This window comes from Lutispora saccharofermentans (genome assembly GCF_024363565.1).
Classification (GTDB): Bacteria; Bacillota; Clostridia; order Lutisporales; family Lutisporaceae; genus Lutispora; species Lutispora saccharofermentans.
The window spans coordinates 94,834-121,256 of record NZ_JAJEKE010000009.1 but is presented as its reverse complement, the minus strand read 5'-3'; the positions used below and the strand labels follow the sequence as shown (position 1 = coordinate 121,256).

Sequence of the window (26,423 nt, the reverse complement as noted above, 5' to 3'; positions counted from 1 at the left end):
AGTTATGCATTTTGATAACCGCAAGGGTCACAGGCAGGGCTATTGCTCGCCTTTGGAAAACTCCCAACGGTTCCAAACAGGCCTCCTGCCTGGTGGAACCTAAGCTGTCGTCCGTGACAGCTTTACGAAGTTTTCATCAAAGCCATCGCAAAGGCCTGTTAGCAAAATACATATAAGCGCCATCTATACATACCATTTACTTATTTAACTATACATAGCTGCAACTGTGTTGTGAGAATTTGCATTCCAAAGCTCCTTGAAATAGCTGCTGTTTTGCAGCAAATCCTCAAATCTTCCGTTAGCTGCAATCTCACCATGTTTAAGTACATAAATATTATCCGCATTTCTTACAGTGTTGAGCCGGTGGGCAACAATAATAGTAGTCCTATCCTTCAAGAATTCCATCAAATTTTCCATCACATATTCTTCAGTCAAATTGTCCATGGCAGAGGTAGCCTCATCTAAAATCACTATTCTTGCCTTCTGAAAGTAGAGCCTTGCAAGGGCAAGACGCTGCCGCTCACCGCCTGACATCATCACTCCTCTTTCACCTATTTGTGTATCAAGTCCCTTTGGCAGGTTTTCATAAAACTCTTTTAATCCTACTCGCTCCAGCACATTTATGATATCCTGCTCGGGCACTATGCTGTCAAACACGATATTCTCCTTCAGAGTGCCGTCAAACACCGGTGATTCCTGGGATGTATAGGAGATGTAATCATAATAGCTTTGCAAATTCATTTTTGATAGATCCTTGCCGTCAATTCCGATCCTTCCGCCATCAGGCTTTATTAACCCGGCAATCTGCTTGATAATGGTAGATTTCCCGGAGCCGCTCTCTCCCACAAAGGCAGCGGTGCTTTTGGGTGGGATGTGAAAGGATAGTCCTTTGAAAATTTCATTGCCTTCATAAGAAAAATCTACTTCAGCAAACCGTATATCCCCTTCGATAACAGCACAGCTTTCTCCGCTGCCCAAATTTTTATCGTCGGGGAGCTGCAAGATATCCATATATCGCTCAAAAGCGACTTTATCAAGCTTATACTGGACATACAGCACATTGAAGACTGCTATAGGCTGATATGCTTTATCCAGGAAGGCTATCAATGCTACGATTTCCCCCACAGATAAATTCGAGCTTATAAAGCTGTAAATTATGACTATGATCTTGATGAGGATAACAAGCAGAGCAAATACTGTAAAAAACAACTCATGTATCATCACCATTTTTGTTTTGGCATCTGTGATCTCTTCAGAGGCGTTTTCCGATTTTCTCAATTCTTCGCCGAACCTCTTGTTGACCCTAAAAACAACCAGCTCCATAAGTCCTCGCACCAGATACTTGTTGAGAAGCTCTTCATGGATAAGAATACTTTTTTTGATTTTATACAAATACTTCAATATCAGGTTCGTGACAAAAAACACTATCACATATCCTGCAATGACCAGCATCATGATACGCAGGTCTATCATTCCGATAAACACAAGGCTCAATATCACATTAGGGATGATATCCCGGACCAGATTGAAATAAAACCCGTATAAAATATTTTTGCCTGCTGCTGCTCCGTTTTCAATCTGCTGCACCAGCTTTCCCATTCCAAGCTTCTGATAGTCCAGGTAGTTTATGGTGCTCATCTTCTTCAGGGCCAGCAGCTTCAAGTCCAGATAAATAAAATTTTGGATTTTTGTATCGGGCTGATTATCTAAATAATTTACTGCACATGATGCCACCATTATCAACGAATAGATCACAATGGTAGAAACACTCAAAGCATGTGCTCCAAAGCCGTCTAATAGCCGTTGAAAATAGTGGATGCTGAGCGCTGATAGCATGGATATTACTATTCCTGTCAAAATATATAGAACGATTAAGCTTTTTTTCTTTTTGATAACTTCATAAAATACATTCATTCCTGTACCCTTCTTTCGTCTTGATATGCCGAAAAAAGCGGTGCAGCCGACTGATAACAAATTTAATTATCTCGGTACAATCTGCTATCAGATTATATCAACTGCACCGAGCAATTAATTCGTTTTATTCTTCTCAAGCCAGTCACTCCCTTTCACTGATCACTGTTTTTTTGTTCGCTGGGAATCTCAGCTTTCATTATCTCTTCAATATTCTCAAGCAAATATTGCTTCCCTTTATCATTGATCATAACCATTTCATATTCGACACCGTTATAATTCTTTTTTTCGCTTTCGAAGCCATAGTTTTTAGAATTATCATTGATAACCGTTCGCGTTTTGCCCTCTTCCGTCTGTTCCTCGCTCAATATCCCGAGAGCTTTCAGCCTCTTGTTCAATTCCACTCCTGTCAGCTTCTTGCTTTCATTCAGGTCAATGCACATATTAATGCATTTTGAAAATTCATTGACCCCTATTTTGCCTTCCGGAAACTGCACTCTGGCTTTCTGCTCAGGGGTTATAAAAAATTTAGCGGCACCGGGCCCGCTTCTCCTTGAGCTGTAAGCGCCTTTTGCCACATTATCCAAAACTTCTGCAACATAATAAAAGCATCTTATGATTCGGGGATCATTGAGAAAGCTTTCCTGTTCAATCTGTTCCCCATTTACAGGATTAATGCCTTTTGCAATTTTTTGAAGAACTAGTCTGGCCTTCTGAATTTTTTCTAATTCTTCATTCATCTTTTTCCCTTCTTTCTATTTTAGCTAGTGACATACTTCTATATTATATCTAAATAAATTTTCATTGCATTTCTAATGTTTTCTTGCAATTTATGTGATACTATTGAACCGCATTGTTCTTTCAGCCTTTCTTTGGATATGCAGCGTATTTGATGAGCCATAACGATGGAATCCTTTGATAAGCCTGAATCATCTTTGCTGACAAAGGCTTCTATTGAATATACTTTTCTTCCTGGCTTCTGAGAGGTTATTGGCAAAATTGTAACTGTCGGCAGAGCCTTGTTTATCTCTTCTTCAGATACAATCAGAACGGGTCTTGTCCCTGCTTGCTCCGAGCCAATCACCGGGTCCAGCTGTACCCAGAAAATATTCCACTGATATTTTACCAATCAGTAGCCCTCCTTGCCGTCTCAGCATCAGGGGCTTCAAAATCATGTATGCATTCTTCTATATCTTTCAAAAACAAAGGATCCTTAGATGCTTCTGTTATTTCTTTTATTAATTTTTCCTTTTCCAATCTCATTAAATATTCTTCAATAGCTTCCTTCACACCTGCATTTATCGAAGTGATGTAATTATCATCCGCATATTCTCTCACCTTATCAATCATTTCTACAGGCAGTGAAAATGTGTAATTCTTGACTTTTGCAGCCATACTATCACACTCCAAAATCATATTGTATATTTATATTATATTATCTACAATAATGATATACAATATAAATGTTATTCTACATTAATATGCTTATTATATTTGGAATGCCGGAAGCCTTCGACATGATGCCGATGGCTATGGCAATGGGTATATATCCTAATGCTATAGGTATGCCTGCTTTTGCTCCGTTTTTAAACTCTGATCCTTTGTTCAAATATTGTCCCTCACGTTTCTTCTAAGTTGTTGCGATATTTACATCTTCTTACCTCTTATTTCATAAACACACTCCTTGTAATTCAAGCCTTCCACCTTTCCCTCTGCATCTATATTGAATTTAATCAATCTATACTCGCTTCCCATCGTGTAGAATTCAGTTTCCGAGTATGGTATAAGTATATTTTTAATTGCTGAAGGCTCCAAAACAAGATGATTGGCTTCTCTTCTTACAGTCATGACATTTCCGTTGTCAAGCAGATACCTTCCGCTTAATCTCTCCAGTTTCTCTTTGTCTAATTGTATTTTTTCTCTTTTCACAGGCAAATCGTACTTTTCGCCCAAAGCCATGAAAGATAGGACTTGAGCCATATTAAGGTTTATATTATCTTTATTGCTCACATTCATCAACGATATGACTGTTAGCTCTTCGTCAGGAAATCTCATTACTGTAGATGAATATCCATTGTCTAAAAGCCCGTTATAGCCCATCCATTTGTATCCATTCAGTTCTCCCACTCCCAATCCGTGGCCGTGAGCATACATTCTTTCAATGGTTTCCTTTTTTATAACTATGTCACCGTTAAGGGCCTTGTACAATAAATACAGATCCTTAGTGGTAGAGTAAATATTTCCTGAGCCTAAAAATGCGGAAACATCATATATTGTTGAGGTGACCTTTTCAATATGAGAATCAAAAATCTTATAGCCGGAGGCCATATGAGGAAATTCAGCATTAGAAGCTGCAGCACCGGTATTTTTCATACCGATAGGCTCAAAAATATTCTTCTTTAAATACTCTTCGTAGGTCTCTCCGGACACTTTTTCAATTATACAGGCTAATAGGCTGAAGGCTCCGTTGCTGTATTGATATCTTGTACCAGGTTCAAAGTCAAGGGCTTGGGATGCGATTTTATTAATCAACTCATCCCGAGAAACAGGTTCATGAAAATTGATTTCGGCGTCCCTCTTTATGCCTGAAGTGTGGGTCAGCAAATGCTCTATAGTTATTTTGTCCCCTTCAGCTTGAGAAGGGATATATTTCGATATAGGGTCGCTGAGCTTCAGCAGTCCTTTTTCCTCCAGTTGCATGATAGCTAAGGCTGTAATGGGCTTGGTGTTGGAGCCTATCAGAAAAATAGTATCCTCGGTGAATTCAATATTCTTATCATAATCCGCCTTACCATACCCTTTGCTGAATAATATTTTCCCCCCTTTGGCTACTAAGATATTCCCGTGAATTCTCTCACGGGTGCAAAGATTATTCAAAGCCTCTATATACTCATCCGCTTTTTCGGAGAAATCTTCATTGCTTCCTGAAGTTTTGACACTGCAGCCAGATAGAGCAAGCATCCCGATCATCAATATTACAACGCTTATAATGCCTGTCCTTCTCAATTCTTTTTCTTCCCCCTTCAGCCCAATATGTTGGATTAATTTATAGAACCTTGCTCCAGTAGTTTATTTTAGTTACTGTAACAAAGCCTACTCTTTTATAGAATTCTTTGTTGGAATCCATGATAGCATATTGAGCACCAAGTCTTTTAACCCGGTTCAGTGCCTCATATACTGCTGCCTGCCCAAGTCCTAATTTCTGATATTCAGGTATTGTACCTACTGGCTCAGGTGAGACATATTTATTAAGCTCGTCATACCATACGCAGCAGAAAGAAGCAATTTCCCCATCTGGTGCGACAATAAACACACCGTATTCAGGATGGAAGTCCTTTGCGGCAGCCAATGCCTCGAAAGCTCTCTTGGAGCGCTCTACATAGATGGGTTCGTCTATATATCCGAAGGCCCTGGCATGAGCAATGGCTTTTTGTTCTGCCGTAGTTTCGTTATAGCTTGTAATCCTAAAGCCCTCTGGAATGCTGACATCAAATTCATTTTCCATCTTCAGAATATTAAATGCCAGAGAATAATCTATGCTATAACCTCTCTCCTTTGCTATTGCTTCCAATGGGTCATTCTCGGGAATTTCCACCCACACTGTTTTGTTTGGCCCATCCATTATGGATATGTTTTCTTCTCCAAACTCGAACAACTCCCTGTAGAAATCCCTCGGTAGGTCGAATCCGTCAATATTGATAAAAACTATTCCGTTTTCCTCACCCTCTGAACAAACGATAGCCGCTATTTCCCCATTGTCATATTCCCATATGCCTATTTCATCGGGCCAGTGCTCAGTGTAGTCGTGCATAATCTGTCCAAAGCATGGTGAAAAATTCATCCTATCAAAGGTCCAGTTTCTGATATATCCCAGCTTATGATTGCTGTTGATAAAAAAGGAATGCATCCTATCAAAGTCATCACTTTGATATCTTCTGAATTTTATTTCCATAATATATGCCTCCTCACAAGTTATAAGTCTACTGTACTGCCTGCGCAGCCCATATGAAAACTTCTGCTAAACGAATATGCCAATAACAGCCTTGATAATGAAATACTCGAAGGCAATGGCTGAGATACATGCAATAATAAAGAAAGACAGCTTTGCTTCTCCAATCTGATCCTTCCAATACTGCCCTCTGAACAGCGAAAAAAGGTCCGGAGTAAACGAGTATCTGACCGACTCTTTGAAATCGTCGGAATCTCTGAACATGGCCTTAAAAATAATTTTATACAGAGGTATATTCACTATAAGCAATACCACCATAATAAACGCTTCTATATCTATCACCTCCATTATAGCAACGCCCCAAAGGCCGTTGCCTATTTGCACCTGACGATCAGATAATCATCGTAATGTTCAAATCCTAATGCATTATATGCTCTGACAGCAGGTGTATTATTCTTTTTGACGGAAAGAGTGGGCATCTTGCCTTTATCTATTATTCTCCTGCATATTTCAGATACGACTGCTTTGCAGTATCCTTTTCCTCTCTCTCCTTCAGGAGTATAGACGCTTCCAATCTGGTTTATGCCCGGAGTATAAGTCTGAATGCAAGCTTGAGCGACTATTTTGCCGTCCTTTTCTGCGATGATAAAATCCTCTTCCTCGCTCCTTTGCACCAAAGATTTTATGGCATCCTCTCTTGTCATGATCTCATTGAATCCCTTTTCGCGGGCATTTATAACGAAATCGACTACCGCATCATTGCCTGCTCCTCTCGCATCAATAAAGTTTATCCCATCCAATACATAAGGCTTAAAGCTCTTATTTGTAAAATAAGCACTTTCATCATATGCCAGGATCTCTTTATGAGCCTTAATTTCGTCATATAAAGGCTTTACAATCTCACGCATGCCCAGCAGAAATTCAAAGCTTCTCTTTTTCATTATTCCCGCAAATAAAGGCACTGCAGCTTCCGCCTCATAATGAGGTATGCAGCTTCCAAGATTATAAAAGGGCAGGATGCCTTTCAGTTCTTCACCTTCAAAAAACCCATAATAGTCTGCGCATCTTCTCATATCCGGCTTATTCTCTACACCGAACTCAATTATATTGGCGTATAAAAACGATGTGCTGATTTCATTTCTTCCAAGGTACTCCATAATCATTTGCTTATCCGGCTGTGCCAGTAATCTGATCATCAAAACCACCTCCTGAATGTTAAAAAAACCCCGCAAAATCACTCGAATGAGTGACTCCGAAGGGTTTATTCCTTTCGTGTAGGATTGCCTCAATCCCTATGCTGCTCGCAAGCTTGTGCTCAAGCATACTCACTTTTTATGTATTATTGCATATATTTTCCATACCGTCAATATATACAGGAACGGTTATAAGCCGCTCCTGCTATATATTGACAAATGTAATCTCATTTCCGTTTTCAAAGACGACCCGTTTAAGGTCCTCATAGGATAGCACCACTGTAGCAGTATTATCGTTAGGATGCACTCCCAGATTTGCTTTGCCTACCAAATCCTTGTCAAAAACAACCTCTACCTCATGAGCAGCATCATTGATTATTCCCAAAGGTGAAACTGCACCCTTTTTCAGTCTGAGATATCTCTCAAGCCTTTCCTCTGATGCAAAGCTCAGCTTTGTGCTCCCTATTTGTGCCGCAATATTGCTAAGGTCTGCTCTCTTATCATTGCGTAGGATAATGAGATAATGCTTTTTCCCCTTTGCATCTCTGACAAAAAGATTTTTGCATACTTCAACCTTATCGGTTATGCCCAGATTTTCCATCTCTTCAATGGTATAGACCGCAGGATGGTTGATGACCTCATATTTGATACCCATAGCAGTCAATTTTTCATAGACTTTTTGCTGTGCTTCCATTTTTGGATTCAACTCCCTTTCTTTTGTATTAACCGTACCTTCCCTTGAAGGAGGCTTTATTCAGTGCTAGGCTGCTTCTTCCATCGGTCCTTGTCGAAGGACCATATAAAGCTCAGCCTTTGTAGCATTTTCATAGGGCATTACAAAAATCACCCCTATGCCAAAAAGCAATGCCCCCAGCAAATACCATCCGATGAAGGACAGATCCAGTACAAACATATCTAATTTATGGCCTTCGGTCATATCGCAGCTGAGTTCTATTGCCTCCGAGGCTCCCATATTAGGGTTTTCAGCCAGTATATAGGGTACCATCGAATACGCATAGGATTTGACTATGCCCGGTATTATCAACAGCAGATACCACAAAAAATTCTGAACACCCCTTAACAGCATTGCCTTTATTATACCCATATAATTTTCCCTGTCAAAGGCATATTTAAAGCAGCCGCTGCTGTCTTCGTATTGGGCGGATTTGATGAAATATTTCCTGCCTCCGACTTCCAGCGGATATCCTAAAAAAATGCGCAGGATAAGCAAGGATAATATGATCAAGATCACCATGACGCCAAACATTGCGAAAATAGTCGGTAAATCAAAGGGCATAGGGCCTCCCGAGTTTCTGTAGTTATTATAGCTGCTTCTGCCTGAGCTTCCTCCCCCTCCGCCGTCTTCGCCTCCGGCAAGAGAGATGACCAGGCTGATCAAAAATGCTTTCCAATAGTTTCCTCTGAGCACTGCCTTTGCTCTATCCTTAAGCTCTTTTCTTGTCCACATATCCATACCTCACTTTCTATTCTATATCTATAATATTTATATCAGCATATTAAAATGCTTTTCCATGCTTTATTTCCCTGCCATATATCAAATGTTATCATAACCCTCCCTCTTTTTCTATACATCCCATATAGTTTCATGTCTATAAAATTCACTGTAAATCTAATCATTTTTGTGATAGTCTATGATTATGAGTTTTATTGACAGGAGGGATAGCATGAACAAATTCAGACATATGGAGGAATTCTTCCGGGCAAACAAGTGGAGATACATGCTTGGTGTATTTGTCCTCCTATTTGTCGACGGTCTTCAGCTTGTGACCCCAAAGCTTCTTGGTCATATCACGGATTCCCTTAGTTCCCACACCCTATCCATGAAGCAGATATATTTTTATGTATTTTTAATAATATTGATTGCAGTTTTTATAGCGGTTTTTCGATACATATGGAGGATGCTCATAATAGGAGCGTCCAGGGACCTGGAATTCTGGCTGCGCAATAAATTGTTCTCCCATTTGGAAAAACTCTCTATTAATTATTTTCACCATAAAAAAACCGGAGATTTGATGGCCCATGCCACCAATGACATAAATGCCGTCAGGATGGCCTTCGGAATGGGCATTGTCATGGCTACGGATGCCATATTCCTGACCATCTCCACTATTATAATAATGATGATATCCGTTGATATGAAATTTACACTGGTAGCCTTAATACCTCTCCCCTTTGTCGCCCTTACCGTCACCTTTTTCGGCAAAATAATCCAGAGAAAGTTCAAAATGGTCCAGGAGGCTTTTTCCAACTTAACGGATAAGGCTCAGGAGAGCTTTTCGGGCATAAGGGTAATAAAATCCTTTGTCCAGGAGGATAAGGAAATCAATAACTTCGCAGATGCCAATAAAAACAATCTTGATGAGAACATGAATCTCATCAAAATATGGGGCGCCATGTTCCCTTTGGTAATCTTTATGGCCTCCTTGAGCTTCGTCATCACCCTCTATTACGGCGGGGTGCTTGTAATAGACAAGACCATAAGCCTGGGACAGTTTGTAACCTTTATATCCTATCTGGGCCTGCTGACCTGGCCTATGATGGCTGTAGGCTACGTTATAAACGTACTGCAAAGAGGTACGGCGTCCATACTGAGGCTCAATGAAATATTGGATACCGAGCCGGAAATATTTGATGATGAGAATACCCTGGAGCTTGATGATTGCGAAGAAACCATAGAATTCAAGGATCTGTCCTTTACCTATCCGGAGGCGGAGGTCCCTGCGCTCACAGATATAGATATAACTCTGGAAAAAGGCAAGACCCTCGCCATAATAGGCAAGACGGGCAGCGGCAAAACGACTTTGGCCAATTTGATACTGAGGCTATATAATGTAGAAAAAGGCAAACTTTTATTGGGAGGCTATGATATAAACCAGATGCCCTTCCACCTTCTCAGAAGCAAGATCGGCTATGTGCCCCAGGATAATTTTCTTTTTTCCTGCACTATAAAGGAAAATATAGCCTTCGCGGACGAAAGCCTGCCCTTTGAAAAAATAGAGGAGGCTGCTAAAATAACCAGCGTCTACGATGATATCATGGACTTTCCCCAGAAGTTTGAAACCCAGCTGGGAGAAAGGGGCATAACCCTATCGGGGGGCCAGAAGCAGAGGATATCCATAGCCCGGGCCATTGCCAAGAATCCCGGCATAATGATATTTGACGACTGCTTATCCGCCGTGGATACAAAGACCGAAGAAAAAATACTTAAAAATTTGAAGGAAGTAACCAAGGACAGGACAAGCATCATAATAGCCCACAGGATATCTACTGTAAAGGATGCTGATGAGATCATCGTTTTAGACGAAGGCAGGATAATCGAAAGAGGAAATCATGACCATCTGGTATCCATAAACGGATACTACAGCAGCATATACCATAAGCAGCTGCTGGAAGAAAAAATAGCCGGTGAGGAATAGGGGGTAGAATATATGAACAATTTTCATGAAGAAGAAGCCTTAGGAAAAGCCTTTGACGCCCGGCTGATGAAAAGACTGTTAAAGTATGCGAAACCCTTTGCCGGACTTATTTCCATTTGCTTCGTGCTGCTGCTTTTGATCACTCTCACTGATTTAGCCAGGCCCTATCTCATGAAAGTGGCAATAGATGATTACATAGCAGCAGGCAATAAGGCAGGACTGGAGAAAATATCTCTGCTCTTTCTTGCTGTCATAACCGGAGGTTTCGTATTTAACTATATCCAGGTCTATCTGCTGAATTATACGGGGCAGAAGATCATATACAATATGAGGCAGGAGCTTTTCTCACACTTGCTGAGGCTCTCCCTCTCCTTCTATGACAGAAATCCCGTAGGGAGGCTCGTTACAAGGGTCAGCAACGATATGGAAAACCTCAACGAAATGTATACTGCGGTCCTCGTGAATCTTTTTAAGGATATATTTACTCTTATAGGAATCGTAATTGTCATGCTCAGGATGAATGCAAAGGTTGCTTTGGTGAGCTTTATTGCCATACCTCTTATATTTTTGTCTGCGGCCATTTTTCGTGTGGAGTCCAGAAAAGCATACAGGCTGGTCAGAGTAAAGCTGGCAAAGATAAATTCAACCTTGAGCGAGAATATCTCAGGCATGAAGATCATCCAGATCTTTAACAGGGAAAATTATAAATACGATGAATTCGTGGGCATAAATGATGAGCACAGGAAGGCGAGCATGAGGGAGCTCTTCGTATTTGCAGTGTTCAGGCCTTCCATGGATCTCATATACTCGCTGTCTTTAGCCCTTCTCATATGGTATGGGGGAGGAAAGGTTCTTCAGGGCGAGGTGCCCTTTGGAGTCCTCTTTGCCTTTGTGAACTATATCGACCAGTTTTTCAAGCCCATAAACGACTTGACCGAAAAATTCAATATCCTGCAGTCTGCGATGGCTTCGGCAGAGCGAATCTTCCTGCTTTTAGACCAGGAGGAGACCATCAAGAACTCCAGTGACCCTCTGCCCCTTGATAAGGTCACAGGCAAAATAGAGTTTAAAAACGTTTGGTTCGCTTATGAAGGGGAGAATTGGGTCTTAAAGGATGTAAGCTTCACCATCAATCCCGGTGAAACAGCGGCCTTTGTAGGTGCCACAGGAGCAGGGAAAACTTCAATAATAAGCCTTATCACCAGGCTTTATGATGTACAGAAAGGCGAAATACTTATAGACGGCAAGAATATCAAGGAAATAGACAAATACGAGCTTCGTTCTCAAATCGGCGTAGTGCTTCAGGATGTCTTCCTCTTCACCGGAGATATAAAAGGGAATATAAGATTGAACAATGAGGATATAACCGATGAAAAGGTAAAAGAGGTGGCAAGCTTCGTAAATGCCGGAACCTTCATCGATAAGCTGCCCAGGAAGTATGAAGAAACGGTAATGGAAAGAGGAGCTACTCTCTCCTCGGGACAGAGGCAGCTGCTGGCCTTTGCGAGAGCTCTAGCTTTCAATCCTTCTGTATTGGTGCTTGACGAGGCTACCTCGAATATCGATACTGAGACTGAAATGCTGATACAGGATGCAATAAAGAAGCTAATAAAAGATAGGACCAATATCATAATAGCCCACAGGCTTTCCACCATACAGCATGCGGATAAGATCATCGTCATGCACAAGGGCAGGCTGAGAGAAATGGGCAAGCATCAGGAGCTTCTGGACAAAAAAGGCATGTATTACGATTTGTATTTGCTGCAATATAAGGAATAAACCAGCGGGGACGGTTCTATTTGGCTCAAATGAGCCATGAAGAACCGTCCCCATTGGTTTATTCCCTTATTTCGTATTTAGCGGTACAATAAATAAAACAAGGAAATTTCTGATATTCAATTGCCTAAATAGTATGGATAAATAAAAGGTAGGGGGATAGGTATGAAGTGCAAAAAACCGGCCGGTTTCATCATCAGCATTGCATGTATATTTGTGATGCTGTTTTCCATGGCAGGCTGTAAAGCGGTTGACACATCAAATCCTAAGGATGCCATTGAAGAAAGCGCATATAGCTATGAGGCTTCAGACTTAAGCACTGCTATGGCGCTGCAAAGCATTTCCAGCCCATGTATCAACAGCAAAGGAGAGATTGCAGTATTTGACGAAGAAAAGGAGCAAATACTAATCCTTGATAAAAAAGGAGCATTGCTGCGGGAAATACCCGATACCTTTAAGGGAGGCATGTCTCTCGCATACGACACCGGGGACAAGCTGTACGCCCTTTTACAATACTATAAAAGAAAGGGCAGTGAAATAACCGGAATGATCACGGAGCTGGTAATCTACGATGAACAGGGACAGAAATCCGGTGACAAGATTGAAAAGGAAGCAAGGGGAAATCCAGAGTCCTTCAAAGGAAAGTTCATAACTAAGATGATGCCGGATAAAAAAGGAAACCTTTATGTGCGTAAAAGTGATGGAACGGTTGAAGTGCTGGACAAAAGCCTGAACAGCATAAAAGCCTGGGATAGAGTTAAATATTCAGACTTCGCTGTAGATGAGAAGGACAATCTGATATTATTGCAAAGAAATACAGGCGGGAAAAGCTATATACAAAAATTTGACATCAAAAATGATAAGGCTATTTGGGAAAAAGAATTTAAAGTTCTGGATGCGCCGGATTATATATATTGCAACAGAAACTCAGGCAAGCTTTACGGCCTGCAAGATGGAGTCATTTTCAATTATGATTCCAAGGGGGATATTGATCGAAGACTGCTGGATATCAAAGAATTGTCAGCTTTTGATTATATAACTGGATTCCTGGTAGATGATGAGGAGGAGATATATGTCCAAAGCTATGATGATGAAAAATCAAATATCATCTGTTTTGTAAAGCAGGATAAAAGCGAGCAGCGTGCTGCAGAGGGAAATAAAAAGAGACTGATTATACACATGAGCTATGATTTTGGTAATGCTATCTCAAATGCTATTATACAGTATGAGAAAGAACATCCTGATGTTGACATAAAAATCAATGATATCCGTGAAATATCATTTGATGAAATGATACAGAAGCTGAATGCAGAGCTGATGGCAGGAAAAGGGCCGGATATTATATTTGGTGATTTTCCTATAGCTGATTATAAAGATAAAGGCTTGATTGCAAACCTTGGTGAATTTATCGATAGGGATAAAAGCTTTAATATAAAAGACTATGATGAAAATTTAATAAATGCATCAAAAGCGGATTATGGGCTTTACAGTTTGCCTGTTGATTACTATATAAACTGTTTTTTGGTCAACACCAAGCTGTTGGGACAAAAGGAGATTCCCTTAAAGAAGGATATGACCTGGGAAGAGCTGTACACCGTGGTTAGAGAGGCTAACAGAAAGCCCGATACGAAGATTTATATGCTTCCTGAAATGGGGCCTCAAGCTTTATTCCATTATATAATTTACGGAGATATAGACTACTATGTTGACAAAGAAAATAAGCTTGCCAGATTTGACAGCCAAGAATTTATACAGGCACTGGAGCTTATGAAGCGCATCGATGATGAACATTTATTTCACCCTGATATAGACGGAAAGAAAATTATACATTCAGATGGGGAATTTGCCCCGGAGGATATATTATTTATCCCTATTATGTTTACTTCATATAAGCAAATATATGGATATGGCAAATATTATAATAGCTTTGACATCATACCTGCTATCAGAGAATTGAGCACTGATATAAGAGAAGTGCGTGCCCGCAATATAGCAATCAACAGCAATTCGCAATATAAGGAAGAGGCATGGGAATTCATAAAGCTGCTTTTATCTGAAGAAATGCAGCTTAAACTTAGCGAGAGCAATAATTTACCTGTCAATAATAAAGCAAACGAAAGAAGCGAAGCAGATATGTTTAGGTATCTGGACAAATATCCTTATGATGAATACTACCGGCCTACAGATGAGGACATGGATGATCTTAAAAGCTTTATGGCGGAAATAAACAAATTTGAACCCTTTGATATTGAGTTGAAAGAAATAGTACAGAATGAAGTGGAGCAATATATGAAAAATGAAAAAAGTGCCCAAGATACTGCTAAAGCCGTGCAGAACAAAGTTATGCTTTATTTGCAGGAGTAAACCACTGGGGACTAGCCGTCCCCGGTTGCTCATTTGAGCAGCGAATATTGCCGGTCAACGGTTATGATGGCATCATAATTGGGATGCCTCTTTTTTATTGCCGCCTTGACTTCCTCCACCAGATTTTTCTCATCCTTTTCCACAAAGTCATAGGGCACTACCATGTCAAATACAAGATTCATATGCTTTTCTCCCCCAACTATGCGGAAGTCATGAATGGTCAATTCCTGAGGAAAGTCTTCCAATATCTCCACCACCTGAAGCTGGGCTTTTTGCACCAGCCTGTCGTCTGTGTTTATAGGGTCCATATGTATGACCAGATGTATATCCAATTCCTCGGATATTTCCTTTTCCGCCAGGTCTATAATATCGTGGGCCTCCATGATGTCCATATTGTAGGGTATCTCAGCATGGATGGATGCCACGACCCTTCCGGGGCCATAGTTATGGACGATCAGGTCATGTATTCCGATAATAGCCTTATAGGAAAGAGTCTTATCCATTATTGCCTTGACGAGTTCTTCATCAGGAGCATCCCCTAAGAGAGGATTGAGCGTATCCTTTATGAGGTTGAAGCCGTTATAGAGTATAAAAACGGATACAACCAGGCCTACATAGCCGTCAATAGGGAAGCTTATCCATATGGATGCTGCAAGGGACAATGCTACTACAGAAGTAGCAATTACGTCGCTGAGACTGTCAAAGGCAGTAGCTTCCATAACCTTTGACCCTATGGCTTTCCCGATGCTCTTATTGAAAAAGCTGAGCCACACCTTTACTAGAATTGAAGCTACTAAAATTGCAAAGGTATATACATCAAAGCTCAAGGCTTCAGGATTCATTATCCTGCTTATTGAGCTTTTTACAAATTCAAAGCCTACCAGCATGACCATAAAGGAGACCACCAAAGCCGCGATATACTCAAATCTCCCATGGCCGAAAGGGTGCTCCTTATCTGCGGGCTTCCCGCTCATCATAAAGCCAAAAATCGTCACCACCGAGGATGCCACATCCGACAGATTATTGAAGGCGTCTGCCATGACGGCTATGCTGTTCAGGTAGAGCCCGATGGCAAGCTTCATAGAGAAAAGCAAGATATTGGCCACTACGCCAGTAAAGCCGGTCAAATAGCCGTATCTCTGCCTTACTCCTCTGTTCTTTGTATTTCTATAATCCTTAATAAAGGTTTTTATCAAAAAATCCGTAAACAATCAAACATCTCTCCAGTCATAATTCTTCAGATAATAAATGGCTAATTGGGTCCTATCCCTCAGCTCCAGCTTTTCCAAAAGCGCTGTGACATAATTTCTTACGGTGCCCTCGCTCAAATATAGCTTTGCCGATATTTCCTTATTTGATAAGCCTTCCGATATAAGTCTCATGACTGACCTTTCCCTTTCGGTCAGGTCTGCATGAGGCTTGCTTCGCCTTTCCTTTTCCATCATGGATGCCAGAGCGCTGGCTATGTCTTTTTGAAATACCGCATTGCCCTTATATACTGCCCGCAAGCAGTCCACTATGCTGTCGGAGGATTGGTTTTTAAGTATGTAGCCTTCTGCACCGTTTTTTATTGCCTCCCTGATATATTCATCATCCTTGAAGGTTGTGAGGATGACGACCTTCACATCCCTGAAGCTGTTTTTGATCAGCTTGGTCCCCAGCACGCCGTCCATTATGGGCATCCTGATATCCATCAGCACCACATCAGGCATTTCCTTCCGGCAGATATCAAAGGCTTCCTGCCCATTGGAAGCAACGCCTGAGACCTCAATGTCCTCTTCCATATCCAAAAGAAGCTTCAAGCTTTCCCGTATCAAAGCATCATCATCGGCAATCAGCACTTTCAATGACAGCACCTCCACTATCAAAAGGTATAATACATACTATTATAAAGCCGTCCTCACCGCTTACGGATATGACTCCTCCCGCATAATTCAGCCGTTCCCTCATCCCGCTCAGGCCAAGCCCTTCTTTGATGTTCTTGCATCCCTTTCCGTTATCCTTGATATACAGCCTTGCATAGCTCTCGTTGGACTCTATGCTTATATTTACCTTTGTGGCGCCGGAATGCTTCGATATATTTGTCAGAGCTTCCTTGATATTGTGGCTGAAAATTTCAATGTGATGAGGCTTTAACAGCGACATGTCACCCTTCTTGTAAAACTCTACGGGGCAATATTTAAAATTATACACCGTTCTTTCTATATAATCCAGGCCCAAAGCCTCTTTGGGTTTGATATTATGCACGGTTTCTCTCAAGGTCACTATGGCATCGGATAGACCCCGGACAGAATCCCTTAACAGCTGGTCAGATTTCCCGGCATCCTTATCCTTCAGCTTCACTGAAGCCTGAAGCTGCATCATGATGCCGGCCAGGCTGTGACCTACGCTGTCATGTATTTCTCTGGCTATCCTGTTCCTTTCCCTTAACTCCGTCAGATGCTCAATCTCCCTGGAGGCATTCAATGCTTCAGCTTTTGCTCTCTCCAGCTCATATCGCAGCTGCCTCTCCCTGTCATAAGCCTCCCGGTATAATACTTCCCTTTCCTTCATCCTTCGGCTTATATAGGCAAAGTATCCGCACAGGACCAGAAGCATTGAGTAGCTTGTAAAGCCAAAGGGGCTTAGAATAACTATCCCGGGAATTATTAATAGTCCGGATATATAGTAATATCCGGACTGCACAAGATCATAGGCGATTATTGAATAGAGATAAATGCATGAGGTTTCTTTGACAGCCAGCAGCAATATGCATACAGCCTCTCCGATCATAAGCATAGGACTGTTTCTATATTTTTCTCTGAATATATTGGAAGCAATCAGCAAAAGCATAAGGGCCACTTCTGCATACCCGGCCTTGCCTCCGATTATCTCCATCACTATCACATACAAGAAAAGCAATATTTTAATCACATAGTTCATACCAAAACCTCAAAGGCTTGCTGATAGCATCTGTTGTGTCAGCTGAAAGGCTACTTCACTATGCACTCTTATATCAGCTATCATAACAGATTTGAACTTATTACAGCAAAATCATAGTTACTAATTGCATAATACACCATAACAGGTTGATCTTCAATATATTATGCAAAGCTGTTGGTTTTGGCTGAGCCTAAAAGGAAAAATACCAGTGAAAACAGCAGCAATATCCCTATTTCACTGCCTACGGATGCTATACTCCCGCCTGCAAGTATCTTTTCCATTCCCTGCAAAGCCCAGCTGACCGGCACAAAACTGCTTGCCCTCTGGAGTACCTCAGGCATGATCCATTTAGGCCAGAAGCATCCCCCCAGCATGGACATGGGTATTACGATCAACGGTGTTACAGAAGACACCTGCTTCAATGTTTTTGATAAATTCACTATGGCCATCCCCATAGATACCGATACAACAGAATATATGAGAGTAAAAGCGACGAGGCTGATGATCGAAGCCCCGAAATCCATTTTAAATATTAATAACATTATAGCAAATAACGCCAAAATCTGAATCCATATCACGGCGAAGAAGCTGAGCACATTTTCAAGGGCGTACCTCTTCAGGCTTAACCGGGACATCAAGATCCTTTCATAGGTTTTAAATTTTTTATCCTCTGTGATCAACGATGCAGCATTTACGGATAAATACATCATAAACATCACCATATATCCCAGGCTTTGCAGCTCCTGGCCGGATTTAGAGGAGGTGCTGGAAATATCTTTATAGGATGCCGCAACATTTCCTTCCAGATAGTATCCCATCCCTCTTTCAAAGCTGTCACGGCCTCCCCCAGACACCCCGGCGATGGCTTTGGCCGAGCTCACAAAGCTGTTGATGTAAAGCTTTGCAGGGATAGAGGCATTATAATCCTTTATGCCGTATCCTTCTATCCGGGCATCCTCTCCTGCTATTATCTCATCGGTAAATCCTTTATCGATCTTTATGACATATTCCACCTTGCTATTTAAAAGCTTATCCTTTATCTCATCCTCTTTCAGCATGACCACCATGCAATTTTTTCCCAGACCTTCCATCAGATGTCCGGTAAGGAAGGTGCCGTCATTATCAACCACTCCTACTCTTACAGGAAGGTTCCCGTTTCCTGCAAATATGGATAATGCGATGAATGTCACCGGCAAAATGACCATCACGATAAAATTAAATTTGTCCCTCAGCAGTCTTTTCAAGTTATTCCTCAATATGCTCAATCCAGATCCCTCCTTCCCTTAAAAGCACTCAGAGCAAACATGAGCAAAGAAGCCGCCCACAATATCAGCAAATAATTCCTTGTCTGCACCGCATTTCCCTCAAATATACTATTGAGTATGATCCTCTGGCCTATATGATTCGGCGATAAAAAGCTCAGCTTTTCCATTTCAGGCGACATATATTGAACAGGTATATATCCTCCGCCCAAGAATGTGAATATAGGCACCATGATGCTTAAAAGAGCCTGGGTTTTGTTTGCATCCCCTATCAGCATAAAGCCGGCTATCCCCAAGCCTGCTGCCAACACCGACAGAGAAAGGCATGCGAATAGTATGACCGGTATGCGGCTTCCCCAGTTTACATTATAAGCATATTTTGTAAATAGTATTATCACTGCTCCATCCAGCATCAGCGTCAGTATTGTTCCCGCAACCTTCCCTGCATATATTTCATAGGAAGCTACGGGAGCTGATTTCAGCCTTATCTCTGTTTTATAAAACCGCTCCTCGGACATAGCTGCACACCCATAGGTAGTGCCATACATCATGGTCATGATAAGCATGGACACAGCGTAATAATCCAGAGCACTCGGCAGCTTACCGTCAGTGTTGACGGCTTCTTCCTTTATACTCTGGGAAAAATGGGCATCAGATGCTTTGCTCCCCAGCTTTGCATAAGCATACTCCGCATTGGCAGATTGAACGAAGCTGTCTAAAACATTCTGTACCACAGAGTCTTTAAATGGGTTTGAATTGCTTTTATAAACCTTTATTTCTCCTGCAGATCCCTTTTCCACATGAATAAGCGATACGGCTTTACCTTGCTTTACCCTATTCATGCCTTCATTAAAGTCATCGGCTCTGTCTATCTCCATTATCTCTTTGATATCAGGGCTGAGCAAAAAGCTCTCCAGCCCTGCCGATAGTTCACCGCTACTCTCATCTACCAGCACCGCTTTCACAGGGTCTATGTTTTCTATTTTAAAGGAGCCTGAAAGGGCAGAGCCCAGTATGAATATGGTCACTATGGGCAAGGCCAGCATGGTGCTCAGGTTCCTATAATCCCTTATGTTCCTCAGCGCCGTATAATAAGCTATATACAAGGCCTTCATACTGCAGCCACCTCATCCCTCAAGGTTCTGCCCGTCAATGTGAGAAATACGGTCTCCAAATCCGGCTTTTCCGAAGCTAAGGATATTATTTGGGAATCTGAGCTTAGGATGCTCTGTATCAGATCGCTTAAATTATTGCTGCCTTTTTTGGATATTATGGTGATCGTATTCCCTGCTATGCTGCAATCTACAACGTTTTCTACCTTTTTGATCCGCTCCGCCACCGTATAATTTATGGCATCCAATTCTATGACCGTTCTCTCTTCCACCGCCACAAAAGCCTTCAGCTCTTCCTTGCTGCCCCTGGCGATTATTTTACCGTGATCCATGATGGCTATATCGGTACAGAGCTCTTCCACCTCCTCCATATAATGAGAGGTGTATATTATGGTAGAACCGTCTTTTCTCATTTTTTTTACAGATTCCAGGATATGATTCCGCGACTGAGGGTCTATTCCTACCGTAGGCTCATCCATGATTATAAGCTTTGGATTGTGCACTAAGGCACAGGCAATGTTGAGCCTTCTTTTCATGCCTCCCGAGAATTTCCTGGCCTGCTGCTTTCGCCGTTCTATAAGCCCGGTGAACTTTAAGACCTCTTCCACCCGCTCCTTGAGCAGAGCGCCCTTTAAATCATAGAGCCTGCCGAAAAATTCTACATTCTCATAGGCCGTCAGATCCGGATATATGGCAATATCCTGAGGCACGATGCCTATATCGCTTTTGATCTCAGAGGCGCTTTTCTTCATGTCCTTGCCGAATATGGTTATATCGCCTTTATCCGCAGTATTTATTCCTATTATGGTATTTATGGCAGTGGTCTTGCCTGCTCCGTTGGGTCCCAAAAGCCCGAATATTTCTCCTTCTCTTACACTGAAGCTTATATTATCCACAGCAAGGGTCTCGCCATATCTTTTTATCAGGTTTTTTACTTCCAAAATCATTTCAAAACCCTCCTAATGCTTTCTACATATAACGCATTAGATATTCTACGTAGCTGTTATCCTGACTGATAACGATTGCAGAGCTTCAGAGCTAAGAGTTTGTAAGCTTGCATAGGGTTGCGTCAAAACTCGCATACAGCGTTTGTCATTACTGTTAAGCTTCAAGTAAGGTATACATTTTTCTAATTTGCTGGCATATAGGCTCAAACAGTTGACGCAACTTATCCTATTGCCCCAGGGCACCTTCTCTTGCTCCTGTGTCGCAATTCACCTTGACTTCGCTAACAAACTCTAAGCTCCTTCACAATGCACTCTTATATCAGTCAGGATAACATTATTGCTGTAAAATCTTTTTCACGTTATATATACCATAATATTAAGCCAAAGCAGCGCCCACTTCCAATGACAAAAATAATGAGATGATATGACAAATGTCATATCATCTCTTGACCTGGCTGATCCTGGCCAGGAGATATATTATGATGTAGCATGCCAGGAAAACGGCCAGGGAAAGCAGCAGTATGTTGATGCTGCCTATAAAATTCAATACAATGAATTTCAAAGCGTGAAAAACTGCTATCCTAACCCCTGGTATAAACATGAGCAGCATCATCACCGCACCCATACCAAACAGGAACATCATGCCCTTCAAGTAGTATATCCCTGCAATGAGAGCGAATATAGCCGCCGCTGCAAGAGTAACGGCAAAGCATAGCAGCAGGTTCGACAAAATATTGCTCAAGCTGGAGGTCACTGACATATTGCCTATGAAGCTTTCCGTAAATCCCAGCATCTTATACACCAACCGCTCCAATATGGATAAAATGCTGAATATAACGGATAAGACAAGAGACAAGAGCATGTTATATGCTGCAAAGCTAAAAACAAAGCTTCTCCTCGTGCTCCCCATGTTCAAGATATAGGGCAGTGTTTCATTATAGGCCACCATACTGCTCACGGCACCGAAGATAACCACTGCAACAATATTATTGGTCGTAAACTTATCCGTATATCCTTGACTTCTGAGATATAATGCAATAACAAATCCGAAAACAGTTATAGCAAGTATTATGGACCAGAATATGAAGAATGATTTTTTAGAGTTTATATAATGCATCTTCAGTTGAGTTTTAATATTGCTCATCTATGTCACCTCTTTTAATCATTTTTCCGCCGGTAAGGTGTATGAACAGCTGCTGCAGCGAAATAGAGCTTATGCTCAGGTCGTCTGCTTCCATAGCCTTTATTTCCTTTTCTGAAATATCATCGAATACCGCCGCTGCTATATTCTTGCCAAATTCATCGATGCTTAGGACCGTTTTGCCGGAAACATGCTTCTCCACCTGCTCCTTGATACCGCTTACATAGAAGGCTTTTTTCTTTATATCATCTGAATTCCCCTCCAGCTTCACGCTTCCTTTGTGAAGGATTATCACTTCTTCCAGAAGGTTGCTCACCTCATCTATAAGGTGGGTGGACAGTATTATAGTCCTTGGATTTTCCATATAATCCTCTATCAATACATCATAAAACAGCTGTCTGCCTGCAGCATCCAAGCCGATGTAAGGTTCATCAAAGATGGTTATAGGGGCTCTGCTTGATAATCCCACGATTATCCCCAGCTGAGATTTCATGCCCAGGGAAAGATTTTTATAGATTTTCTTTTCGTCCAGCTCGAACTGGCCGGCAAGCCTTTCGGCAAGGTTTTTATCCCAATTCGGGTAGAAGTAAGAGGCAATGCTCAAGGCATCCATGACTTTGATATCATTAAGAAACATTCCGCTCTCTTTGACTACGCACAAATTTTTCAGCGCTTTTTCATTCTCATAGGGAGCTTCTCCGAATATTTTTACTTCTCCGCCATTGGGAAATATCTGAGCGCTGATTATATTTAGCAGAGTGCTCTTGCCGGCACCGTTTCTTCCTAGCAGCCCATATATCTTGTCTTCTTCTATCCTCAGGCTTATATCGGATAATGCTTTTGATTTGCCGTAAGCCTTTGAAATGTTCGTGCATTCAACAGCATATGCCATCATTTATCTCCCCCTTCATAGCTTCTGATTATATCTAAAAGCTCTTCCTTAGTAATATTGAGCTTCCTTGCTTCATGAATCAACCTGGTGATATACTCCTCAACAAATATCCTCTTTCTTTTATCAACTATACGGTCTTTGGCACCTTCTGCCACAAACATCCCAATCCCTCTTTTCTTAAACAATATTCCTTCTTCTACAAGAAGATTTATTCCCTTCGCTGCAGTGGCCGGATTTATACCATAAAGCTTTGCAAACTGATTTGTGGAATATACCTGCTCTTTTTCGTTTAGTGCACCGCTTATCACTTCGTCTTCTATGGAATCAGCAATCTGCATATATATTAACTTGCCCTCATCCAAAGGCATCTTCATGAAAGCACCTCCTCACTCATTTGGTTAATTAGTTATGTAACTAAGTATATGCCTCATGATTTTAATTGTCAATAGCTGTATCTTAATTTTCTATCAAAAAATAAAAAAGGAGCCAAACCGGCTTCCTCAAGAATATATATCCGAAAACTCTACTTGTATCCTCTCGATATGTCTTACCTTTGCCGCCTGCTCCTCTCTGTGGGATTCATAGCTTTCATTTGTGGGCAGCTCTATTATGAATTCACTGCCGCAGCCCGGCTCGCTTACCAAATATATCGTACCGCCATGGATCTCCACCAGAGACTTCACCAGCGAGAGTCCTATGCCGCTGCCTTCATGGTCTCTGGTAAGGGATTTGTTCACCTGCCTAAAACGCTCAAATATCATTCCCTGCTTGTCCTCAGGTATTCCGATCCCCGTATCCTTAATGCTTATGGATATGCTGCTGCCCTTGTCGTTAAGCTTTACGCTTATTTTACCACCGGGTTTGGTAAATTTGACTGCATTGGAGATCAGGTTCAGCATTATACGCTCCATCTGATCCGGATCGCATTTTATTATTTTTTCCTCTGTATCCGTATCAAATTCCAGGCTGAGGCCTTTATCCTCTATATAACCGGATACAGAAAGCGTTATATCTTCTATAATGCTTACAATATTGTAGCTTTCCAGATTTACATCAAAATATCCCGCATCAATTTTAGTTATATCAATGATATTGGTCACAAGCCTCAGAAGCCTATAGCAATTCTGCTTCATAAGACCTATATATTTATCCAGATTTAAATCATTATTGCTTCCGTTTTGATTATGTATGTCAAGGAGCTGCAGCGTACCCAATATTACATTCAAAGGTGTCCTCAGCTCGTGAGAAATATTTGCGAAAAATTCATTTTTGATCCTGTCATATTCTTTTGCTTCCACCAGAAGCCTCTCGTTTTCTTTCATGGCCATTTTGAGCTCTTCGGATCTCTTTCTCTCCGTAATATCGCGTATCATGGCCATTACCTGCACATCATTGCCATTGCTGAACCCAATGTTTATCATCTCCACATCCGTTTCAATCCGGTTATGAGATATTATTTTCACATCAAAGGGCATGCCGGCCTGGTTAAGATTCACGCAGGCCCTTCCGATCTGGCTCTTTACATTGTATACATAGTCCGGATGTATAAATTCATACAGACTCTTCCCTGTCACCTCCTCCGCCGTAGACCCTCCCAGCAGCTTTACGCCTGTGTTATTGATAAAGGTGATGGTATCTCCCTCATGAATTATAACTGCATCCGGGCTCAGCTCCACCAGGTTCCGGTACTTATTCTCGCTTCTTCTGAGCTCTTTCTCTTTATTTTTTAACTCTTCTCTCATTATTTTCTGCTCAGTTATATCCACCAGATACCTGAGCAGGTATATTATCTCTCCATCGTTATTTTTTACAGCAGAAACATTGCAGAATAACCAGATCATTTCCCCGCTCTTCTTGTAAGCCCTTTTTTCTATGCTGTATGTTTCCTTATGCCCGCTTATAAGGCTATGAAACAATTCTTCCTCCAATGCGGCATCCTCCGGATGAATGACATCCCAGTAATGCTTATTCAAAAGCTCATTTTTCGTATAGCCCAATAGTGAGCATAGATTTTGAGGCACATCTATATACTTTCCTTCCGGAGATGTGTTGCAAATCATGATATCCGATATTTCCTCGGCCCGGGATGCAAACAAGCGGCTCTCCTTGAACCTTTCATAATAGCTTATATACCGGTAGTGCATGATGCCTGCAAGCACTCCTATGCATAGCATAGACAGTATATCCAGCAAAAATTCATAATGTGAAATATCATAAAGGCTTGAGCCTTGAGTCTGGCCCTTCCTCAAGTTGTACATATATAATATGGTGATGACCATGCTCCCGACTCCCGACAATATCCCGCCTTTATATATGGAAAATATGATAAGCATTGCAAAGATCCCAAAAATAGTAGATAATCTATATGAAATCTCCGTTGACTCCAAGAACATTATAGCTAAAATCGTGGCTACTATGCCCATAAATCTGTTAATTTTATTTGTCATAGCCTTCCTTCACCTCTACAAACATTCCTGTAAATATTTGTAATATTATAACTAATTCTACATATTTTTGCATTATCCTTCATTTATTTATCGCAAATTCCGACGATATACGCAAGTTTATCTGCCATTTTTCCCCTAAATTTTATTTGGTGTACATACTTTTTTTTTATAATATATATGTTAATATATATTTGAGGTTATAAGATGTAATATAGCAAGGGGGAATTTCATTGAATATTGCAGTAGTTGGCGCCGGGACAGGAGGTACCAAGATCATAAAGACCCTCGCCAATATATCAGATGTAAGGATCGTCATGGTTGTTGACCAAAATGCTGATGCTCCCGGTATTTCTTTGGCAAAAGAATTGGGCATCAAGCACGGGCCTTCGATAAAAGCTATAGAAGAAGTCTCTGCGGATCTAATCCTGGAAGTGACGGGTAAAGCTTCGGTAGCTGAGGCTTTGACGGAAGCCTACGGCAGTAAATGCGAAATAATCAATTCGACAGGTTCTCGCTTGTTTATGGCCTTAGTTGAAAAGAATTCAGACACCCTCGACAAGCTGAACTCTCAGATAACTGCCGTAAATGAAGCCTCATCCAAGGTTCAAACTCATCTTGGTGAAATAAACAACAGCATAAGCAATGTACATAATGTCAGCAGCAAGCTTTTAGAGATAGCTGATAATTCCAATAAGCATATCATAGAAAGCGATAAAATATTACAATATGTCAATAAAATCACCCGGCAGATAAAAATACTGGGCATAAATGCAAACATAGAAGCCGCCAGAGCGGGAGAGCAAGGCAGGGGGTTTTCCGTCGTGGCCAAAGAAGTCCAGGATTTAGCCGATAACAGTGAGAACAATGCAAAAGAAATAAATAAGATTTTAGACATGCTGTCCGGTGAAGTTTCAAAGATCGGCCAGCAATTGGATGGACTTAAGAATTATTCCGATGTCCAGGTGGAGGCTTCGAAAAAAGTCACCCAAGCGGTGGAAAAGCTTTTAGCTGAAACAGGAGCATGATATAAGCTGTCAGAAGCTATGCAAAAGCAACAGTCGTGATTTTCA

At 41.3% G+C, this 26,423-nt stretch carries 25 protein-coding genes; 4 read left to right on the top strand and 21 right to left on the bottom strand.

What is annotated here, in order from left to right:
• Positions 1-204 precede the first annotated feature (204 nt).
• The 11 genes from LJD61_RS11570 to LJD61_RS11520 form a co-directional block, all read right to left on the bottom strand.
• Positions 205-1,914 carry an ABC transporter ATP-binding protein gene (locus tag LJD61_RS11570; protein ID WP_255227698.1) on the bottom strand — a complete coding sequence of 570 codons (1,710 nt, stop codon included), beginning with the start codon at positions 1,912-1,914 and terminating at the stop codon, positions 205-207.
• A gap of 152 nt (positions 1,915-2,066) precedes the next feature.
• On the bottom strand, positions 2,067-2,651 hold the full coding sequence (locus LJD61_RS11565) for a hypothetical protein (protein ID WP_255227697.1): 585 nt from the start codon (positions 2,649-2,651) through the stop codon (positions 2,067-2,069).
• A 38-nt stretch (positions 2,652-2,689) separates the two neighbouring features.
• Positions 2,690-3,040, bottom strand: a complete 351-nt coding sequence (locus LJD61_RS11560) for a type II toxin-antitoxin system PemK/MazF family toxin (RefSeq protein WP_255227696.1) — start codon at positions 3,038-3,040, stop codon at positions 2,690-2,692.
• Positions 3,034-3,306, bottom strand: a complete 273-nt coding sequence (locus LJD61_RS11555; RefSeq protein ID WP_255227695.1) for a hypothetical protein — start codon at positions 3,304-3,306, stop codon at positions 3,034-3,036. The genes LJD61_RS11560 and LJD61_RS11555 overlap by 7 nt, the downstream gene beginning before the upstream one ends.
• A gap of 76 nt (positions 3,307-3,382) precedes the next feature.
• On the bottom strand, positions 3,383-3,520 hold the full coding sequence (locus LJD61_RS11550) for a hypothetical protein (RefSeq protein WP_255227694.1): 138 nt from the start codon (positions 3,518-3,520) through the stop codon (positions 3,383-3,385).
• A gap of 38 nt (positions 3,521-3,558) precedes the next feature.
• Positions 3,559-4,917 carry a serine hydrolase gene (locus LJD61_RS11545; protein WP_255227693.1) on the bottom strand — a complete coding sequence of 453 codons (1,359 nt, stop codon included), beginning with the start codon at positions 4,915-4,917 and terminating at the stop codon, positions 3,559-3,561.
• 40 nt (positions 4,918-4,957) lie between these two features.
• Positions 4,958-5,863 carry a GNAT family N-acetyltransferase gene (locus LJD61_RS11540; RefSeq protein ID WP_255227692.1) on the bottom strand — a complete coding sequence of 302 codons (906 nt, stop codon included), beginning with the start codon at positions 5,861-5,863 and terminating at the stop codon, positions 4,958-4,960.
• 66 nt (positions 5,864-5,929) lie between these two features.
• Positions 5,930-6,208: a hypothetical protein gene (locus LJD61_RS11535; RefSeq protein WP_255227691.1), complete on the bottom strand. Its 279-nt coding sequence runs from the start codon at positions 6,206-6,208 to the stop codon at positions 5,930-5,932.
• Positions 6,209-6,234: 26 nt separating this feature from the next.
• On the bottom strand, positions 6,235-7,056 hold the full coding sequence (locus LJD61_RS11530) for a GNAT family N-acetyltransferase (protein ID WP_255227690.1): 822 nt from the start codon (positions 7,054-7,056) through the stop codon (positions 6,235-6,237).
• A 202-nt stretch (positions 7,057-7,258) separates the two neighbouring features.
• On the bottom strand, positions 7,259-7,747 hold the full coding sequence (locus LJD61_RS11525) for a prolyl-tRNA synthetase associated domain-containing protein (protein ID WP_255227689.1): 489 nt from the start codon (positions 7,745-7,747) through the stop codon (positions 7,259-7,261).
• A gap of 66 nt (positions 7,748-7,813) precedes the next feature.
• Positions 7,814-8,521, bottom strand: coding sequence for a DUF975 family protein (locus LJD61_RS11520; RefSeq protein ID WP_255227688.1), 708 nt, complete (start codon positions 8,519-8,521; stop codon positions 7,814-7,816).
• 217 nt (positions 8,522-8,738) lie between these two features.
• Here LJD61_RS11520 and LJD61_RS11515 point away from each other — a divergent pair, with 217 nt between their 5' ends.
• The 3 genes from LJD61_RS11515 (at position 8,739) to LJD61_RS11505 (ending at position 14,630) form a co-directional block, all read left to right on the top strand.
• A complete protein-coding gene (locus tag LJD61_RS11515) occupies positions 8,739-10,490 on the top strand; it encodes an ABC transporter ATP-binding protein (protein ID WP_255227687.1) in 1,752 nt (583 codons plus the stop codon).
• Positions 10,491-10,502: 12 nt separating this feature from the next.
• Positions 10,503-12,269, top strand: coding sequence for an ABC transporter ATP-binding protein (locus tag LJD61_RS11510; RefSeq protein WP_255227686.1), 1,767 nt, complete (start codon positions 10,503-10,505; stop codon positions 12,267-12,269).
• 162 nt (positions 12,270-12,431) lie between these two features.
• Positions 12,432-14,630: an ABC transporter substrate-binding protein gene (locus tag LJD61_RS11505; protein WP_255227685.1), complete on the top strand. Its 2,199-nt coding sequence runs from the start codon at positions 12,432-12,434 to the stop codon at positions 14,628-14,630.
• A gap of 29 nt (positions 14,631-14,659) precedes the next feature.
• Here LJD61_RS11505 and LJD61_RS11500 read toward each other — a convergent pair whose 3' ends face one another.
• The 10 genes from LJD61_RS11500 to LJD61_RS11455 all read right to left on the bottom strand — a co-directional run bounded on the left by LJD61_RS11500 (position 14,660) and on the right by LJD61_RS11455 (position 25,353).
• Complete coding sequence (locus tag LJD61_RS11500) at positions 14,660-15,841, bottom strand: cation diffusion facilitator family transporter (protein WP_255227684.1); 1,182 nt, start codon at positions 15,839-15,841, stop codon at positions 14,660-14,662.
• Complete coding sequence (locus LJD61_RS11495; protein ID WP_255227683.1) at positions 15,842-16,477, bottom strand: response regulator transcription factor; 636 nt, start codon at positions 16,475-16,477, stop codon at positions 15,842-15,844.
• Positions 16,455-17,552 carry a sensor histidine kinase gene (locus tag LJD61_RS11490; protein WP_255227682.1) on the bottom strand — a complete coding sequence of 366 codons (1,098 nt, stop codon included), beginning with the start codon at positions 17,550-17,552 and terminating at the stop codon, positions 16,455-16,457. The genes LJD61_RS11495 and LJD61_RS11490 overlap by 23 nt, the downstream gene beginning before the upstream one ends.
• Positions 17,553-17,713: 161 nt before the next feature.
• Positions 17,714-18,817 carry an ABC transporter permease gene (locus LJD61_RS11485; RefSeq protein ID WP_255227681.1) on the bottom strand — a complete coding sequence of 368 codons (1,104 nt, stop codon included), beginning with the start codon at positions 18,815-18,817 and terminating at the stop codon, positions 17,714-17,716.
• On the bottom strand, positions 18,814-19,929 hold the full coding sequence (locus tag LJD61_RS11480) for an ABC transporter permease (RefSeq protein ID WP_255227680.1): 1,116 nt from the start codon (positions 19,927-19,929) through the stop codon (positions 18,814-18,816). Before LJD61_RS11480 ends, LJD61_RS11485 begins: the two co-directional genes overlap by 4 nt.
• Complete coding sequence (locus LJD61_RS11475) at positions 19,926-20,873, bottom strand: ABC transporter ATP-binding protein (RefSeq protein WP_255227679.1); 948 nt, start codon at positions 20,871-20,873, stop codon at positions 19,926-19,928. The genes LJD61_RS11480 and LJD61_RS11475 overlap by 4 nt, the downstream gene beginning before the upstream one ends.
• Before the next feature lie 439 nt (positions 20,874-21,312).
• Positions 21,313-22,017 (bottom strand): hypothetical protein, encoded by a 705-nt coding sequence (locus LJD61_RS11470; protein ID WP_255227678.1) that lies wholly within the window; start codon positions 22,015-22,017, stop codon positions 21,313-21,315.
• On the bottom strand, positions 22,004-22,909 hold the full coding sequence (locus tag LJD61_RS11465) for an ABC transporter ATP-binding protein (protein WP_255227677.1): 906 nt from the start codon (positions 22,907-22,909) through the stop codon (positions 22,004-22,006). The genes LJD61_RS11470 and LJD61_RS11465 overlap by 14 nt, the downstream gene beginning before the upstream one ends.
• Positions 22,906-23,280, bottom strand: coding sequence for a GntR family transcriptional regulator (locus tag LJD61_RS11460; RefSeq protein WP_255227676.1), 375 nt, complete (start codon positions 23,278-23,280; stop codon positions 22,906-22,908). The genes LJD61_RS11465 and LJD61_RS11460 overlap by 4 nt, the downstream gene beginning before the upstream one ends.
• Positions 23,281-23,406: 126 nt before the next feature.
• Positions 23,407-25,353, bottom strand: a complete 1,947-nt coding sequence (locus LJD61_RS11455) for a sensor histidine kinase (RefSeq protein WP_255227675.1) — start codon at positions 25,351-25,353, stop codon at positions 23,407-23,409.
• A gap of 230 nt (positions 25,354-25,583) precedes the next feature.
• Here LJD61_RS11455 and LJD61_RS20325 point away from each other — a divergent pair, with 230 nt between their 5' ends.
• Positions 25,584-26,378 carry a methyl-accepting chemotaxis protein gene (locus LJD61_RS20325; RefSeq protein ID WP_303740742.1) on the top strand — a complete coding sequence of 265 codons (795 nt, stop codon included), beginning with the start codon at positions 25,584-25,586 and terminating at the stop codon, positions 26,376-26,378.
• Positions 26,379-26,423 lie beyond the last annotated feature (45 nt).